This window comes from Peteryoungia desertarenae (assembly GCF_005860795.2).
Lineage (GTDB): Bacteria > Pseudomonadota > Alphaproteobacteria > Rhizobiales > Rhizobiaceae > Allorhizobium > Allorhizobium desertarenae.
Genome location: NZ_CP058350.1, coordinates 777,847 through 795,369 on the forward strand (window position 1 = coordinate 777,847; position 17,523 = coordinate 795,369).

Consider the following 17,523-nt stretch of genomic DNA (forward strand, 5'->3'; position numbering starts at 1 on the left):
AGGCCCCGCCAGCAGTGGCGGGGCCTCTTTAGTTTCCAGTGATGAGAAAGCGATCAGGCAGAATAGACGATCAGCAGATCCTTGGCGTCGATCTGATCGCCGACGCGCACGAGAACTTCCGAAATTGTCCCATCCCGGTCGGCATGCAGCGCCGTTTCCATCTTCATCGCTTCGATCGACAATAGCACGTCACCCGACTTGACCGTCTGGCCGACGGAAACGGCAACCTGCGAAACCACGCCTGGCATCGGCGCACCCAGCTGTGCGGTATTGCCAAGGTCGGCCTTGCGGCGGATGGCGCTACCCGAGGCACCATGGGCGCGGTCCGGCACCTTGATGCGACGCGGCTGACCGTTCAGCTCGAAGAAGACGGTGACCATGCCCTTGTCATCGGTGTTGCCGATCGCCTGATTGACGATGACGAGCGTCTTGCCCTTTTCGAGATCAACGAACAGCTCTTCGCCGGCCGGCAGACCGTAGAAATACTGCGGCGTCGGGATGACCGAAACCGGGCCGTACATGTCGGCTGCCAGCGCATAATCCGTAAAGACCTTCGGGTACATCAGATAGGAGGCGAACTCGAAATCCGTGACTTCGCGGCCGAGCTTCTCTTCGATTGCCTTGCGTTCGGCATCAAGGTCGGCCGGTGGCAGCAGCGAACCGGGCACCTCCGTATAGGGCTGCTCGCCCTTCAGCACCTTCTTCTGCAGCGCTTCCGGCCAGCCACCCGGGGGCTGACCGAGATCGCCCTTCAGCATCGAGACGACGGAGTCCGGGAAGGCAATATCCTTGTTGGGGTTCTCGACATCGGCAACGGAAAGATCCTGGCTCACCATCATCAGCGCCATGTCGCCGACGACCTTGGAGGACGGCGTCACCTTGACGATATCGCCGAACATCTGGTTGGCATCGGCATAGGCCTGGGCCACTTCGTGCCAGCGGGTTTCGAGCCCCAGCGAACGGGCCTGCTCCTTGAGGTTGGTAAACTGGCCACCCGGCATTTCGTGCAGATAGACTTCCGAAGCCGGTCCCTTGAGATCGCTTTCGAAAGCCGCGTACTGCGTGCGCACAGCTTCCCAGTAGAAGGAAATGCGGCGGATCCAGTGCGGGTCGAGACCCGGGTCACGCTCGGAGCCACGCAGGGCTTCGACGATCGAGCCAAGGCAGGGCTGGGACGTATTGCCCGAGAAGGCGTCCATGGCTGCATCCACCGCATCGACACCGGCCTCGACAGCCGCGAGAACCGTCGCAGCGGCGATGCCCGAGGTATCGTGCGTGTGGAAGTGGATCGGCAGGCTGGTCGCTTCGCGCAGCGCCTTGAACAGCACCTTGGCCGCAGCCGGCTTCAGAAGGCCGGCCATGTCCTTGACGGCGATGATATGCGCACCGGCCTTTTCCAGCTCGGTGGCGAGGGTTGTGTAGTACTTCAGGTCATACTTCGGACGCGTCGAGTTCAGGAGATCACCCGTGTAGCAGATGACCGCCTCGCAGAGCTTGTTCTCCTCGATCACGGCATCCATCGACACGCGCATGTTGTCGACCCAGTTCAGGCAGTCGAAGACGCGGAAAAGGTCGATACCGCCCTTGGCTGCCTGACGAACAAAATACTTCACGACATTGTCGGGATAGTTCTTGTAGCCGACACCGTTGGCGCCGCGGAGCAGCATCTGCAGAAGCAGGTTCGGCGCACCCTCGCGCACCAGTGCCAAACGCTCCCAAGGATCTTCCGTCAGGAAGCGCATGGAGACGTCGAAGGTCGCCCCACCCCAGCACTCCAGCGAAAAGAGGTTCGGCAAGGCCCGTGCATAGGTATCGGCGATCCTGGCGATATCATGCGTGCGCATGCGGGTTGCCAGCAGCGACTGGTGACCGTCACGCATTGTCGTATCGGTCATCAGGATGCGTTTTTCGTTGCGCATCCAGTCGCCGAACTTCTTCGGACCGAGCTCGTCGAGCAGTTGCTTGGTGCCCGGCTTGATGTCCGCCTCTATGAAAGGAAGGACTGGTTCAGCCGCATCCGCCGGCGGCTTCGGGCGGCCCTTCACTTCCGGATGCCCGTTGACCGTGACATCGGCGAGATAGGTCAGGAGCTTCGTCGCACGGTCCTGGCGCTTCACCTGCTGGAAGAGCTCCGGCGTCGTGTCGATGAAGCGGGTCGTGTAGGAATTGTCGCGAAACTTCGGGTGACCGATGATCGCCTCGAGGAAGGTGAGGTTGGTGGCAACACCGCGGATACGGAATTCGCGCAGAGCGCGGTCCATGCGGCTGATCGCCTCCTGCGGCGTGCTGCCCGACGCCGTGACCTTGACCAGCAGCGGGTCATAATAGCGGGTGATGATCGCGCCCGAATAGGCGGTGCCACCGTCGAGACGGATGCCGAAGCCGGCCGCCGAACGATAGGCGGTGATGCGGCCGTAATCCGGAATGAAGTTCTGCTCCGGATCTTCGGTCGTGATGCGGCACTGCAGGGCATGGCCGTTGAGGCGGATATCCGCCTGCTTCGGCACGCCCGATTCCGGCGTACCGATCGCGTGGCCGTCGAGAATGTGGATCTGCGCCTTGACAATATCGATGCCGGTGACGACTTCGGTGACGGTGTGCTCGACCTGGATGCGCGGGTTGACCTCGATGAAGTAGAATTTGCCGGTGTCGGCATCCATCAGATACTCGACCGTGCCGGCGCCGATATAATTCGTCGCCTTGGCGATGCGGAGCGAATAATCGGCCAGTTCCTGGCGCTGCGCTTCGTTCAGATAGGGGGCCGGCGCGCGCTCGACGACCTTCTGGTTCCGGCGCTGGATGGAGCAGTCACGCTCGAAGAGATGCACGACATTGCCATGCGTGTCGCCGAGCACCTGACTCTCGACGTGGCGGGCGCGCTCGACGAGCTTTTCGAGATAGACCTCGTCCTTGCCGAAAGCAGCCTTTGCCTCGCGCTTGGCTTCGGTGACTTCGCGGATCAGGTCCTTCGGATCGCGGATCGCGCGCATGCCGCGACCACCACCGCCCCAGGAGGCCTTGAGCATGACCGGATAGCCGATCTCGGCGGCGAGGCGATGAATTTCGCCTTCGTCATCCGGCAATGGATCGGTTGCCGGTACGACCGGCACGCCGACACTGATGGCCAGGTTGCGGGCGGCAACCTTGTTGCCGAGCTGGCGCATCGTGTCGCTCTTCGGACCGATGAAAATCAGACCTGCATCGTTGCAGGCATCTACGAACTCCGGACTTTCCGACAGCAGTCCGTAACCCGGGTGAATGGCATCGGCACCGGAAAGCTTGGCGACACGGATGATTTCATCGATCGACAGATAGCTTTCGATCGGCCCGAGATCGCGAGCAAGATGTGGCCCCCGACCAACCTGGTAACTCTCGTCGGCCTTGAACCGATGCAGGGCGAGCTTGTCCTCTTCCGCCCAGATGGCAACGGTCTTCAGGCCCAGTTCATTGGCCGCTCGAAAAACACGGATGGCAATTTCCGAGCGGTTTGCGACGAGAATCTTGGATATTGGCAATTCGATCTCCCCAAAACGATATGCCAGGGCATTGTGCACCTGCGAAGAGAACTCATAGCGCGTTGTTTTAGGAAGTTCAATTTGCGCGGCATGCCAACCGCGCTTTTTGTCATATTCGGCGCTGCGATCAGTTGATCAGACCAAGTCGGAAAGCGATTGCAACGACGTGCTGTCTGTTTTTGGCCTCCAGCTTGTCCTGAATTCCATTCATGTACCAGTCGACTGTATGGTTCGATATCTTCAGGATTCGGCTGATTTCGTTCGAGGTCAGGCCATCTGCGAGGTAACTCAATACTTCCATTTCGCGCCGCGTCATCTTTGCATCAATAACGCCTACGGCAGGGCCGATTGAAATCTTGCGCAACTCGAGAATGCGCCAGAAAGCCTTTTTCGCAACTGCATCAAACATGGCAATTTCAGCAGGCGAAAGATCGACCGTCTTGCCGCCAACAGTCATATTGCCGACCAGTCCCGAGCGTCCGTGGACCGGGAAGATATATCCGTCGAAGAGACCGAATTTTTGGCTCTCCACCATCATGCGCTCCATGCGCTTGCGATGGGGATCGGTCTTGAACGCACTGACGGATTCGCGCCAGCGAAAGCCCTTCTGGGCATGAGAAAGATAACGGACCGTTGGATCGATCAGAACATACTTCTTGCCGATATAGGTTTCCGGCCAGCCCTTGGGCCATTCGCCGCACAAGACAAGATCCATGGGGCTTTCATGAGGTCTTGGCTGACGCACAACACCAAAATAGTCAAACTTGTAGCTGCGAATGACCTTCACAAGTTGGGTTATGACCTCATCCGCAGTCCGGCACTCATCAGCGACCACCAGAAACTGCAGCAGATTGCTAACGTTCACACCCCACCTCCTCGCATAATTCCGAATAATTTGATCATCAAAAAGCCATTTGGCTCGGGTTTGGAATCGCGAACCGTCAATTGAACTATGACGAGCAAAATGCGTTAACGAGTAGATAGCGACCATACCCGAATTCTTGTAGGGCTCGCAGATCGTGCACTGCGGATACGGTATCCGCACAGGAAAAAATCCGTATATGCCAAGTGTTCAGCCGTGATGACAAACAGGCTATTGTCAGCTGCAAGAAAAAAAGATTGAAGCTGCAAACGTGTTGCGTTGCATGAGGACCATCCTTGTCGCTGATCCAAGTCTATCTAAAAGCGCTGAAATACCTGGCCGCCTATCGCCTGAGGGTCGCGTTGGTGGTAATCGCCAATGTCGTGCTTGCCGCGATCACAATCATCGAACCGATTCTCTTCGGTCGCATCATTGACGCCATTTCCGGCCAGCAGGATGCGACGGGGGTCCTTCTGGCATGGGCCTTCTTCGGTGTATTCAACACGATCGCCTATGTTCTCGTTGCGAGACAGGCCGATAGAATGGCGCATGGTCGCAGAGCCGACCTTCTGACCGAAAGCTTTGGCCGCATCATCTCCATGCCACTTAAATGGCATCATCAGCGCGGCACATCGAACGCTCTCCATACCTTGTTGCGCGCCGCCGAAACCCTCTTCGGTCTCTGGCTGGAATTCATGCGGACCCATCTGGCAACGGCAGTGGCGCTGACCCTTCTCGTGCCCACCGCCCTCTCCATGGATGTGCGCATGACAGCCGTTCTGGTCGTTCTGGCCGTTCTTTATGTGGTCATCGGACGAACGGTCATGAACCGCACGAAGGAAGGCCAGGCGTCTGTCGAGAAACACTACCATACGGTTTTCTCGCATGTCAGCGATTCCATCAGCAATGTCTCCGTGCTGCATAGCTACAATCGAATTGAGACGGAGACCCGAGCATTGCGCAAATACACGCAGGATCTGCTTGCCGCCCAGTATCCGGTGCTAGACTGGTGGGCGATTGCCAGCGCCCTGAACCGTATTGCTTCTACTCTTTCCATGCTGATCATCCTCGTCATCGGAACTCTGCTCGTACAGGCCGGGGAATTGAGGGTTGGAGAGGTAATCGCCTTCACCGGCTTTGCGGGTCTGTTGATTTCGCGCCTCGACCAGATGATCGGCTTCGTCAATCAGATTTTTGAAGCCCGCTCGAAGCTTGAGGACTTCTACAACCTTGAGGACGCGGTACAGGAACGGGAAGAGGCACAGGGCGCGATCGAACTCTCGGATGTGAAGGGCGATGTCGAGTTCTCCGGGGTCTCTTTCGATTTCGCCAACACGACACAGGGCGTGAAAGACATCTCCTTCAATGTCAAAGCCGGTCAGACAGTCGCGATCGTCGGCCCAACTGGGGCGGGCAAGACGACCCTGATCAACCTCTTGCAACGCGTCTACGAACCGCAGGCGGGTCGGATCCTCATTGACGGCACGGACATAGCCTCAATCACCCGCCGGTCACTGCGCCATTCGATAGCGACGGTATTCCAGGACGCCGGCCTCCTCAATCGATCCATCAAGGAAAACATCGAATTCGGGCGGGAAGGTGCAAGTGACGAGGAAATCCTGCAGGCGGCGGAGGCAGCGGCAGCAACGGACTTCATCGAAAGCCGCCTTGCCGGCTATGAAACTCTGGTCGGGGAACGAGGAAACCGGCTCTCAGGGGGCGAGCGTCAGCGCATTGCGATTGCTCGCGCAATCTTGAAAAACGCCCCGATCCTCGTCTTGGACGAAGCCACCAGCGCACTGGACGTAGAGACAGAAGCACGGGTCAAGGATGCCATTGACCGGCTTCGCCGAAACCGTACCACCTTCATTATCGCTCACAGGCTCTCCACGATCCGGGAGGCTGATCTCGTCGTTTTCCTAGATCATGGTCGCATTATTGAAATGGGCAATTACGACCAACTGAGCGCCATGGGTGGTCGTTTCACATCTCTTCTTCGCACGAGCGGCCTTCTGACCGAAGAAGCATCCGAAGCCCTTTGAGACGGCTCACAGCTCACCTGCCTCGAGATCCCGCAGGACAATTTTGGCATGCTTGCGGATGGCATCCTGCTTGAACGGGTCCATCCGCCGCCAGGTCGCATACATGTTGGACAGGCGCGGGTTGCGCGCCAGCTTCTCCGTATTGCGATCGAGGAAGTCCCAGTAGAGCGCGTTGAACGGACAGGCCTTCGGCCCGGTCGTCAGCTTGGGATCGTAGCGGCATCCGCCGCAGAAATTGCTCATCCGGTCGATGTATTTGCCGCTCGCCGCATAGGGTTTGCTGGCCATGATCCCGCCGTCCCCATAAAGCGCCATGCCGAGCGTGTTCGGCAATTCGACCCATTCATAGGCGTCGGAATAAACCGCGAGATACCAGTCGCAGACCTCTGCCGGATCGATCCCGGCGAGCATCGCGAAGTTGCCGGTCACCATCAGCCGCTGGATGTGATGCGAATAGGCATGCTCGATCGTGTCCCCGATCGCCCCCCGCATGCAGGCCATGTCGGTCTTTGCCGTCCAGTACATCTGCGGCAGTGGGCGGGAGGCCGAGAGATGGTTTAAGTGCACATAATCAGGCATTTCCGTCCAGTAGATGCCGCGCACATATTCGCGCCAGCCGAGGATCTGCCGGATGAAGCCTTCGACGGCATTCAGCGGTGCGCGCCCCTCGAACCACGCGGCCTCCGCCCGGCGAATGACATCGATCGGCAGAAGGAGTCCGGCATTGATATAGGAGGAGATCAGGGAATGGTAGAGATAGGGCTCGCCCTTCACCATCGCGTCCTGATAGTCGCCGAAATTGGGCAGGATCTCGTCGATGAACTGCTGCAGCTCAATCTGCGCCTGATCAGCGGTCACGGCAAAATGGAAGCTGTCGAGCGAGCCCATGTGACCGGCGAAGCGCTCTTCGACGAGTGCCAGCACGGATTTCGTGATCTGGTCCTTCTTATGGCTGATCCGCTTTGGCCCTTTCAGACCCGCGGCGGGCGGCTTGCGGTTTTCGGCGTCGAAATTCCACTTGCCACCGACCGGCTCTTCGCCCTCCAGCAGCACCCGGTGCCGCCGGCGCATGTCACGATAGAAATACTCCATGCGCAGCTGCTTGCGGCCCTTCCGCCAGGTGCGGAAGTCCTCGATCGAACAGAGAAAGCGATCGTCTTCGCGGATCTCGACGGGCACGCCGAGATCCGTTTCCCACCCCCGCATCTCCTCCGCCAGACGCCATTCCCCGCATTCCGTGATGATGACGGCGGAAGCGCCGCTCTCGGCAAGCGCGCGGGTAAGCTCACCTTTGAGGCTCTGTGTGTTCTCGGGATCATCCAGCGTCACATAGCGGACCTGGAACCCCTTCTCCCGCAATTCGTCTGCAAAGTGCCGCATGGCGGAGAAGAGAAAGGCGATCTTCTTCTTGTGATGCTTCACATAGGTCGCCTCGCTCATGACTTCCGCCATCAACACCAGCGAGGTTTTCGGATCAGCATCGGCAAGCGCAGACAGGGAATGGCTGAGCTGATCGCCGAGCACGAGATGGATGCGGATTGACTTCACCATTCGATCGGCTGACCGTCATAGGCAAAGAAGCCACCGGTCTGTGCGGGCTCAAGGCGGTCCAGCACCGAGAGCATCATCGCAACGCTTTCGCCCGGCTGGGTCCGATCGTGGCCCTTGGAGAATCCGCCCGAAAAGCCGGTGTCGACCGTTCCGGGATGCAAGGCGACCACCACGCTTTTCGACCGGAGGCGGGCAATTTCGATGGCTGAGGTGCGAGTGATCTGGTTGAGCGCCGCCTTGGCGGATCGATAGGAGATCCAGCCACCAAGCTTGTTGTCGCCGATCGAGCCGACCCGTGCCGACAGCGTGGCAAACACGCTCTTGCCCTCGTTGGTGAGCAGCGGCGCAAAGTGCTTCAGCGCCAGCGCCGGACCGATGGCGTTCAGCGCAAACTGCGCTGCCATCACATCCGCCTGAATCGCCTTGATCGTCTTTTCCGGACCATTGCCATTGATGACAAGCGCACCCGTCGCACAGAGGATGAGATCGAATTTCTGGCCCGCGTCCGACAACCGGGCTGCCGCAGCGCCGACAGAGGCATCATCGGTGATATCGAACCCGTCGCGGCTGCGCGACAACCCGGTCACACCACCACAGGCAGGATCGGCCTTGATGGCGGCAGCAAAGGCGCCGCCTATGCCTCCGCTCGCCCCGAGCACAAGCGCGCGGTAGCCGGGATTAAGGGATGTCATTCCGGAAAAGTCGGACATCTGGATCTCCTACAGGTCTGTGCTACCCAATACGGCAGGCAGTCAAACCGGATCAGGCACAGATTGTCTCAGAGGCGCTCCACGGTCCCGCCAAAGGCCGGCATGTCGCCGGGATCGATGTCCATCAGCCGGCAGACGAGGCCGGCAATCTGGATCTGCTGCAGCAGGGCCGCTTTCTCGATTCGGAAGCCCACCGTGTAGAAGGGCACTTCCGTTTCCTCCGGTGTCGGCCCTGCATGATTGCCGTCGTCACCCATGCCATGATCGGCAGTCACGATCACGCTGTAACCGGCCTCGACCCAAGCAGGCACATGCCTGGCAAGCAGATCGCCCTGCATCCGCGCCGCATTGCGATAACCGATGCTGCCACCACCATGCTTGTGGCCGGCATCATCGACATTCATCGGGTGCAGCAGCAGAAAATCGGGCGATTTCGACCGGATAAGCCATTCGGCATCGGCAAAGAGATGGTTGTCGGGATAGGCATCGTCCCAGTAGAAGACGCCGTGAGTGATATCGCCTGTGCCATCGACGAGAATGCGGTCGCGATAGCGGTCGAACGGGCAGGACACATAAAGCTCCGACACCCAGTGATAGGCGGCAGCAGCCGTCACGCCACCCTGCGCCCGGACCCGCGCGAAGAGATTGTTCCCGATCGAGCGGCGCACCACGCCATTACTGACCACGCCGTGGTCCACGGGCTTTCGCCCGGTCAGCAAGGTTTCATAGAGCGGCCGCGACATGGCGGGCAGTTCGCAGGTCAGCTTGCGCACATCGGCCCGGCCTGCCGCCACGAGACCTTCCATGTAGCCGAGACAGGAGCGGGCCACGTCGTAGCGCAGCCCGTCGAGAACGATCAGGATCACTTTGTTCATGGCGCGCACCATGCCACGCCGTGCGCCAAAGGCAAGGCCGTCTCAAATGATCGGCTTGCCGCCTGTGACAGCAATTGTTGCGCCCGAGACGTAGCTTGAGAGCGGATCGGCGAGCATCACATACGCGGTCTGCAATTCCGCCGGCTGGCCGGGGCGCTGCATCGGCACTTGTCTGCCGAAATTCTTCACGGAGTCCTCCGGCAGCGTGGACGGGATCAGGGGCGTCCATATCGGTCCCGGCGCGACAGCGTTGGCACGAATTCCCTTCCCGGCAAGCATCTGTGCCAGACCGGCAGTGAAATTCTGAATGGCACCTTTGGTCGTTGCATAATGAAGGAGCGATGGATTGGGACTATCCGAATTGATGGACGCCGTATTGATAATCGAACTGCCCGCTTTCATATGCGGAACGGCCGCCTTCACCAGATAGAACATGGCATGGATATTGACGCGGAAGGTCAGTTCCCATTCCGCATCGGATATCTCGGTAATCTCCTTGAAAGATGCCTGATGGGCGGCATTATTGACAAGGATGTCGACGCCACCGAATTCCCTGACTGCTGTATCGATGATTTCACGGCAATGATCTGCAGACTGGATATCACCGGGCATCAGAATAGCACTTCGACCTTCCTTCTCAACCCAGTTCGCCGTTTCTTTTGCGTCTTCCTCCTCCTCAAGATAGGAAATGAGGATATCGGCACCTTCTCTTGCATAGGCAATCGCAACGGCACGACCGATACCGCTGTCCGCACCTGTGATGATCGCCTTGAGGCCCTGAAGCTTACCGGAACCCTTGTATGTCGTCTCACCATGGTCCGGTACGGGATTCATCTCCACTGTCATGCCCGGCATGGCAATCTTCTGCTGGTCGAAAGGGGGCACCGGATAGTCGGCCATGGTCAATCTCCTGTTGAAACTGCCTGCCGAACAAAGACGAGCAAGAGAGGTTCCAGGAGATCACACACGGGCAAACGGAAAAGGGCCGGCAATGAGCCGGCCCCAGGTTTGACGGTCTGTTGGCAGGACGGCTACCAGATTGCCAGATTCTGTGGCTCCAGCACGCGACCACCGAGTCGTGGTGTGACACCTTCAGGCAGCGTCCAGTCCTCGGTTCCGTAGTTGAAGGCAAAGAAAAGGTCACCACGACGACGAATGCGGATGAAGTCGGGCACGCGCAGCGTCGCAACACCGGCCTTCTTGGTTGCCAGTTCCAGCACATCGCCCAGAAGGCCAGCATCGGCCCAGCAGGCGAGATAGAGAACATTGCCCTTCTCGGTGAGTGCCGGATCGCCGTTGTCGAAGGTCGCGAGCACTGAAGCCGAGGTTTCCAGATATTCGCGCCAGCGGATCGCATGCCCCGAAACCGCGCCGGAAACGCCATCCGAGAGACCCGGACGCAGGGAGGAGACCTGAATGACCCGATTGCCCGTGAATGCGCCCAGCGGACCAGGCGGCAGGTTTTCCGGTATGCGGAAATTGCGGTCGCGCGAACCGGTGCGCGCACCGATCACGACGACACCCGTAGCCTTTTCAAGCTCGGCGCGTGCCGCTTCGGTCACTTCCGTCATGCAGGGCACGACAACCAGCGGATAGCCCTCGAGCGACGCGCCAGGACGGACGAAATCGACATTGAGGCCGAGATGGCGCAGCGCCTCGTACCAGCGGAAGCAGAGTTCCTCGTAGCGGAAATCCTTGCCCTGCGGCTGGATCATCGTCGACCAGTAGCTCTGATAGTCAAAGACCAGCGCGACAGGTGCCTGGCTCGTTTCGGGAAGCGCGCCGAGAGCCGCCAGCTCCTTGGAGACCTGCATCGCCTCCTTGCCGCCCGGCGACCATTCGTCGAGGCCAGGGAGGTTCAGGCCCGCATGCATCTGTTCCTGCGCAAACGGCGCCTGGCGCCAGCGAAAGTAACTCACGACGTCAGCGCCATGCGCCAGAGCTTCCCATGTCCACAGACGCACCATGCCGGGCTTCGGCACGGGGTTCCACGGCGCCCAGTTCACCGGACCCGGCTGCTGTTCCATCACCCAGAAGCGCCCCTTGCCGACGGCGCGGTAGAGATCGTGATGATAGGGCGCGATATCCGGATGCGAGGTCTCGGCCCAGCGATTGCGCTCCTCTTCCGCGAAGGGGAACTTCTCGACGAAGCCGATCGGATAGCTGTCCCAGGAGGCCAGATCGAGATTGTCGCCGACCTTGAAGTGGTCGAAGTCGGACACGAAGCCCATGAAGTTATGGGTGACCCAGCGACCGGGCGAATGCTTGCGGATGATCTCGCACTGCATCTTGTCATAGGCTGCGACCTGGTCGGAATGGAAGCGCCAGAAGTCGAGACGGGTCGCCGGGTTCGTCTCGGTCACCGTCAGGTTCGGCAGGGCGACGTCGTCGAAGCTCGAAAGCTCCATCGACCAGAAGACCGAACCCCAGGCTTCGTTGAGCTGGTCCGTTGACTGGTAACGCAGCCGCAGCCAGCGCTTGAAGCTCTTCAGATCTTCAGGACCCCAGGAAACCGTCGTGTCGTGGCAGCCATATTCATTGTCCGTCTGCCAGCCGACAATGCCGGGGTGCTCGCCATAGCGCTTGGCGACGATCTCGACGATCCGCGCACTTTCCTTCCACCAGGTTTCCGATGAAAAGGTGTAGTGACGACGCGAACCGAAGCCGCGCGGGCGCCCCTGCTCGTCATAGGGAATGATATCGGGGCATTCGTCCACCAGCCACTTGGGCGGGGTGGCCGTCGGCGTGCCGAGCACGACCTTCAGGCCCGCTTGATGCAATACGTCAATCGCCCGATCGAGCCATTCGAAGGTGAAGCTGCCGCGCGAGGGCTCCAGACGAGACCAGGCAAACTCGCCGATACGCACGAAGGAAATGCCGAGTTCGCGCATCCGGCGCGCGTCGGTTTTCCACCGGCTTTCGTCCCAGTGTTCCGGATAGTAGCAGACGCCCAGCATTATCGTGTCAGATCCCCATTGATGACAGCCTTGCCGTCCTTGTCGAACAGATGGCAGGCCTTGGTATTGATGCCGAGGCGCAGCGTCTGGCCGGGCTTTTCGCTGGCAAGACCATCGGCCTTCACCGCAAGCTCCGAGCCATCGGCAAGTGTGACGAAGAACAGCGTCTCCGAACCGAGATATTCGGCAAGCTTGACAGTCGCCTCGATGACGACATCGCCCTGCCCACCTGCATCGATATGTTCGGGTCTGATGCCAAGCGTCATCTCACCATCTGACAAGGCAGCACCAGATGTCGGTATCGAGATCGTCGCCCCCGCAAGCTGCACGGTCGTTGCTTGTCCCTCTCCTTTCACCTGAACCTTAAGGAAGTTCATCTTCGGCGAGCCGATGAAGCCGGCGACGAAGAGATTGTTCGGGCGGTGGTAGAGTTCGAGCGGCGAACCGACCTGCTCGATCTGACCGGCGGATAGAACCACAATTTTGTCCGCCATGGTCATGGCTTCGACCTGATCATGGGTCACGTAAATCATCGTCGCCTTCAGGTCCTGATGCAGCTTCAGGAGTTCCGTTCGCATCTGCACCCTGAGCGCCGCATCGAGGTTCGACAGCGGTTCGTCGAAAAGGAAGACTTCCGGATTGCGGACGATGGCACGCCCGATGGCGACACGCTGACGCTGACCACCTGATAGCTGTCCAGGCTTGCGCTTCAACAAGGGCTCAAGCTGCAACATCTTTGCAGCCGCCGCCGTTCGCTCTGCAATCACCGCCTTCGAATGGCCCGTCATCTTCAAGCCAAAGCCGATATTCTCCTCGACAGACATATGCGGATAAAGCGCATAGGACTGGAAGACCATGGCAACACCGCGTTCGGATGGACCGAACTTTGTCATTTCCTTGCCACCGATGGAGAGGCTGCCGGCACTGATCTCCTCAAGGCCCGCAATCATGCGCAGAAGCGTGGATTTGCCACAGCCGGAGGGGCCGACGAAGACGCAGAACTCACCGTCCTTGACGTCGAGATCCACACCCTTGATGACGCTGAGCGCGCCGAACTGTTTCTTGACGCCACGCAGGCTCACGTCAGCCATGGGTCTTGCCTCCCTTGATCGGTTCCAGTTCGAGGAGAAGAGCGCTTTCGGGCGTCAGCATCGGCAGCGGCAGGCCGGAAAGTCCGGCACTGGAAAGCGCGAAGGTGACGGCACCGGAAAGCAGCGCTTTCTGGCCCTCGGAGATACGGATGAATTGCGGTCCTGCCGGCAGCACGGTCTTGATCCGCCACTGGCCGCCAAACTGCGTCACGTGATCGGGCAGACGCAGAGGTGCTGGCTGTTCGCCCACCATCTGCGGCCCCTGCGCGACGATCACCACGATTTTCTCGGCCGAAGCCGCACCCCAGACATAGCGACCGTCGAGCGGTTCCATGCGGAAACTGGCGCCGGGCGCATGGAAGAGATCGCGCAGCCGCTTGTAGGTCTCGATATAGACCTTGAGTTCGTCGCGTTCCTCATCGGTGAGTTCGAGCGGGTTCAGCTCCACGCCGAGATGATAGGCGATGGCGACGAGCGCCCGGAAGGCAATCGTGTGGCGGCGACCGGTCTGATGGTTCGGCGAGGCCGAGATATGGCTGCCAAGAATTTCCGGCGGCACGAAGACCGAAGCGCCGCGCTGGATTTCCAGCCGCTCCAGCGCATCCGTGCAATCGGACGTCCAGACGCGATGGGTGCGCTTCAAGGCGCCGTAATCGATACGTCCGCCACCGGAGGCGCAGCTTTCGATTTCGACATTGGGATGAGCGGCACGAATGCGGTCCATCAGCCCATAGACGGCACGGGTCTGGGCGGCAGTCTTCGCCTTGCCGTCGCGACCGGCCGCATGCGTCAGATCACGGTTCATGTCCCACTTGATGTAGGAGACGGCATGGTTCGACAGCACCGCATCGATCTTGCCGAAGAGATAGTCGGAGACTTCGGGACGGGTCAGATCCAGCACCAGCTGGGTGCGCGATTCGAGGACCGGACGGCCCTCGATCGTCAGCGCCCAGTCGGGATGCGCCTTGTAGAGCTCCGAAACCGGGTTCACCATCTCAGGCTCGAACCAGATGCCGAACTGCATGCCAAGCCCGGTCACGTGATCCACCAGCGGCTTCAGGCCATCGGGATATTTGCGTGCATCGATATCCCAGTCGCCAAGGCTGGTCGTGTCGTTGTCACGCTTGCCGAACCAGCCGTCGTCGAGCACGAAGCGCTCGATGCCGAGTTCGGCAGCGGCTGTTGCCTGGGCTTTCAGCGAGTCCATCTGGTGGTCGAAGTAATTGCCTTCCCAGGTGTTCAGCGTCACCGGGCGCGGGCTCATCTTGCCGCCGGGCCATTGGGTCAGCTCGTCACGGACAAAGGCATGGAAGTCTTGGCTGTCGGCTCCGGCATAGGCGATCGGACTGTGATAGCTTTCGCCCGGCGCAAGGATAATTTCGCCGGGTTCGAAGAGCTCGCCGAGATGCACCAGCCGCTGGCCGTCATCGGTGCGGTCGATCACCATCTGGTGGTTACCGCTGAAGCCAAGCGTCACGCCGAAGATCTGGGTCTCGCTTTCGATGAACAGCATCGGAAAGCGATCATGCGAGGTGCGCCCGCGCCGGCTTTCCTGGATCCAGGTGCCATTGCCGAGAAGCTCGCGCCGCGTCTGGAACTCGCGCCCCCAGATGCCGGTAAAGCTCATCACCTGCACATCGCCGGCCGGCGCCAGGAATGTCGCCGCCATGCAGCGATCAAGCTGATAATCCGCCTCGCCCAGATTGCTTAACGCCGTCGCCATCGAGATCAGGCCGGAGTCATGCGCGGTGAGCGTAATGGCGATGCCGAGCCTGGCGACCGAATCGACAGCTTTGAGCACCGTCTGATTGCCGTCACGAATGACCGTCCAGCCACCGAACTGCGCGACGAAATCGCGGCCCCCGCGGTGACCTGCAATCGCCGGCCAGCCGAAGAAGCCCATGCCGCCCGTCGGCAGCAGCACATTCGAGGGCACGGCGATGTCCATGCCGTTGACCCGGCTGGAGCGCTCGATCTCGAACAGGGGATCGGCTTCGACGGGTTCAGCGCCGAAGGACAGGATCTCCGGCATGCCAAGTTCCGGCAGGCGCAGGCTCAGCGCCAGCTGGCCCGAATCGATGATGACGATCTCACTCATCCCTTTGTCGCTCCAAGGGTCAGCCCGGCGATGAAATGCTTCTGCATGAGGAAGAACATCGCGACCGGCGGCAGGGCCGCGACAATGGACCCCGCAGACACGAGATGCCACGCTGCAACCCATTGACCATTCAAGGCGTTGAGCCCCGCCGTCACCGGCATCGCATGCTGGCCCTGAACCAGAACGGTTGCCCAGAAATAGTCATTCCAGACAAAAGTGAAGACCAGCACAGACAGAGCGGCAATCGCAGGCCGCATCAGCGGCAGCACGATGTGACGGAAGATCTGCCATTCGGAGACACCTTCTACACGCGCCGACTCAATGAGCGCAAAGGGCAGTCCCTTGATGAAATTGCGCATGAACAAGGTACAGAAACCGGTCTGGAAGGCGACATGGAAAAGCACCAGGCCCATCGTCGTGTCGTAGAACCCCATTTTCAGGGTCAGATCGCGAACCGGTACCATCAGGATCTGGAACGGAATGAAATTGCCGGCAACGAACAGGAAGAAGAGGAAGAGGTTCGATTTGAACTTGTAGACAGCCAGGGCGAAGCCGGTGAGGCAGGAGAGCGCCACGGCCCCGATCACCGTCGGAATTGTCACCTTGAAGGAATTCAGGATGTAGTAGCCGATTGGTGAATTCTGGAAGACTGCCGAATAGTTCTCAAAGCCGGCAAAGCCTGAGGGAATGCCGAAATAGTTGCCGGCAGCGAGATCGCCAGCCGGGCGCACTGACGTTAGCGCGACGCCAATCAGCGGCAGAAGCCACAGGAACAGCGCAATTGGCAGCATCACCTTGTAGCCGGAACGGACGAGCGGAGACGCCTTCTGGATAGGGGTCGGGAACATCAGGCGTTCCTTTCCTGCGAAAGCATGCGGACGATGAAGAGAGAGATGAAGACCATCATGATCAGGAAAAGGACGACGGCGATGGCCGCGCCATAACCCATGCGGAAGCCATATTCCGAGAGCGCCTGCTCGTACATGAAATAGGAGAGAACCTGACTGGAGCCATAGGGACCGCCGGCCGTCATGATCGAGACAAGATCGAATGAACGCAGCGATCCAATGACTGTCACGACCATGGCAATGAACGTGGCCGGCGCGAGCTGCGGAAGGATGATGTACCAAAGGAGTTTGAAACCCTTGGCCCCATCCATCCGTGCCGCTTCAACCTGCTCGGTGTTAATGTTGTTGAGGCCGGTCAGATAGAGGATCATGCAATAGGCGGTCTGCGGCCAGAGGCCAGCAACGATGATTGCATAGGTCACATAGCGCTCGTCGGCGAGAACGGCGACCTGGGTCCCCGTCAGCCATTCGATCGACTGCGAGAAAAGTCCGAAATTCGGCGCGTAGAACCAGGTGAACATCAGGCCGACAACAACCTGGCTGATCACGAATGGGAAGAAGAACAGGGATTTGTAGAGCCTTATTCCGGTTACCGTCTGGTTGAGAAACAGCGCAACAGCAAGGCCTGCGGGGATCGAGAGAAGATAGAGAACGAGCCACAGGACATTGTTGTGCAGCGACACATAGAACGTGTCGTCATCCATCAGCTCGACATAGTTCTGCAAGCCGATCCATTCCTTTGCACCCAGCCCATCCCAGTCATGAAAACTGATCCAGATAGATTGAAAGATTGGAACCAGAACATAGATGAGAAACATCAACATGCCCGGCGCAAGAAACAGCCACGGGGCCAGTTTCTGCTGGTTGCGCTTCCAGTTCTGCGCAGCTGAGATGGTGTTGCTCATGGCGGCACCTTTTCGAGGTCGGGAACGGCAACCGGATGCCACGGACCCGAAGGTCCGCAGCACCCGGCG

At 59.5% G+C, this 17,523-nt stretch carries 12 protein-coding genes; 1 reads left to right on the forward strand and 11 read right to left on the reverse strand.

The window, feature by feature from the left end:
• Positions 1 to 53: 53 nt before the first annotated feature.
• Both pyc and FE840_RS03665 read right to left on the reverse strand, forming a co-directional pair.
• Entirely contained in the window at positions 54 to 3,515 is a 3,462-nt protein-coding gene (gene pyc, locus FE840_RS03660) for a pyruvate carboxylase (RefSeq protein ID WP_138287107.1), read from the reverse strand.
• 127 nt (positions 3,516 to 3,642) lie between these two features.
• Entirely contained in the window at positions 3,643 to 4,380 is a 738-nt protein-coding gene (locus tag FE840_RS03665; RefSeq protein ID WP_138287105.1) for a LuxR family transcriptional regulator, read from the reverse strand.
• Positions 4,381 to 4,673: 293 nt separating this feature from the next.
• Here FE840_RS03665 and FE840_RS03670 point away from each other — a divergent pair, with 293 nt between their 5' ends.
• Complete coding sequence (locus tag FE840_RS03670) at positions 4,674 to 6,419, forward strand: glucan ABC transporter ATP-binding protein/ permease (RefSeq protein ID WP_138287103.1); 1,746 nt, start codon at positions 4,674 to 4,676, stop codon at positions 6,417 to 6,419.
• 6 nt (positions 6,420 to 6,425) lie between these two features.
• Here the strand turns inward: FE840_RS03670 and FE840_RS03675 are convergent, their stop codons facing one another.
• The 9 genes from FE840_RS03675 to FE840_RS03715 form a co-directional block, all read right to left on the reverse strand.
• Positions 6,426 to 7,970: a cryptochrome/photolyase family protein gene (locus FE840_RS03675; RefSeq protein ID WP_171033687.1), complete on the reverse strand. Its 1,545-nt coding sequence runs from the start codon at positions 7,968 to 7,970 to the stop codon at positions 6,426 to 6,428.
• Positions 7,964 to 8,680 (reverse strand): SDR family oxidoreductase, encoded by a 717-nt coding sequence (locus tag FE840_RS03680; RefSeq protein ID WP_138287101.1) that lies wholly within the window; start codon positions 8,678 to 8,680, stop codon positions 7,964 to 7,966. The genes FE840_RS03675 and FE840_RS03680 overlap by 7 nt, the downstream gene beginning before the upstream one ends.
• Positions 8,681 to 8,748: 68 nt before the next feature.
• Positions 8,749 to 9,555: an alkaline phosphatase family protein gene (locus tag FE840_RS03685; RefSeq protein WP_138287099.1), complete on the reverse strand. Its 807-nt coding sequence runs from the start codon at positions 9,553 to 9,555 to the stop codon at positions 8,749 to 8,751.
• Positions 9,556 to 9,597: 42 nt separating this feature from the next.
• Positions 9,598 to 10,455 (reverse strand): SDR family oxidoreductase, encoded by an 858-nt coding sequence (locus tag FE840_RS03690; protein ID WP_138287098.1) that lies wholly within the window; start codon positions 10,453 to 10,455, stop codon positions 9,598 to 9,600.
• Positions 10,456 to 10,586: 131 nt separating this feature from the next.
• On the reverse strand, positions 10,587 to 12,512 hold the full coding sequence (locus tag FE840_RS03695; RefSeq protein WP_138287097.1) for a beta-galactosidase: 1,926 nt from the start codon (positions 12,510 to 12,512) through the stop codon (positions 10,587 to 10,589).
• Entirely contained in the window at positions 12,512 to 13,603 is a 1,092-nt protein-coding gene (locus tag FE840_RS03700; protein ID WP_138287096.1) for an ABC transporter ATP-binding protein, read from the reverse strand. Before FE840_RS03700 ends, FE840_RS03695 begins: the two co-directional genes overlap by 1 nt.
• Positions 13,596 to 15,701 carry an alpha-galactosidase gene (locus FE840_RS03705; RefSeq protein WP_138287095.1) on the reverse strand — a complete coding sequence of 702 codons (2,106 nt, stop codon included), beginning with the start codon at positions 15,699 to 15,701 and terminating at the stop codon, positions 13,596 to 13,598. The genes FE840_RS03700 and FE840_RS03705 overlap by 8 nt, the downstream gene beginning before the upstream one ends.
• A complete protein-coding gene (locus FE840_RS03710; protein WP_138287094.1) occupies positions 15,698 to 16,549 on the reverse strand; it encodes a carbohydrate ABC transporter permease in 852 nt (283 codons plus the stop codon). The genes FE840_RS03705 and FE840_RS03710 overlap by 4 nt, the downstream gene beginning before the upstream one ends.
• Entirely contained in the window at positions 16,549 to 17,367 is an 819-nt protein-coding gene (locus FE840_RS03715) for a carbohydrate ABC transporter permease (RefSeq protein WP_425502196.1), read from the reverse strand. The genes FE840_RS03710 and FE840_RS03715 overlap by 1 nt, the downstream gene beginning before the upstream one ends.
• Between the last annotated feature and the right edge of the window lie 156 nt (positions 17,368 to 17,523).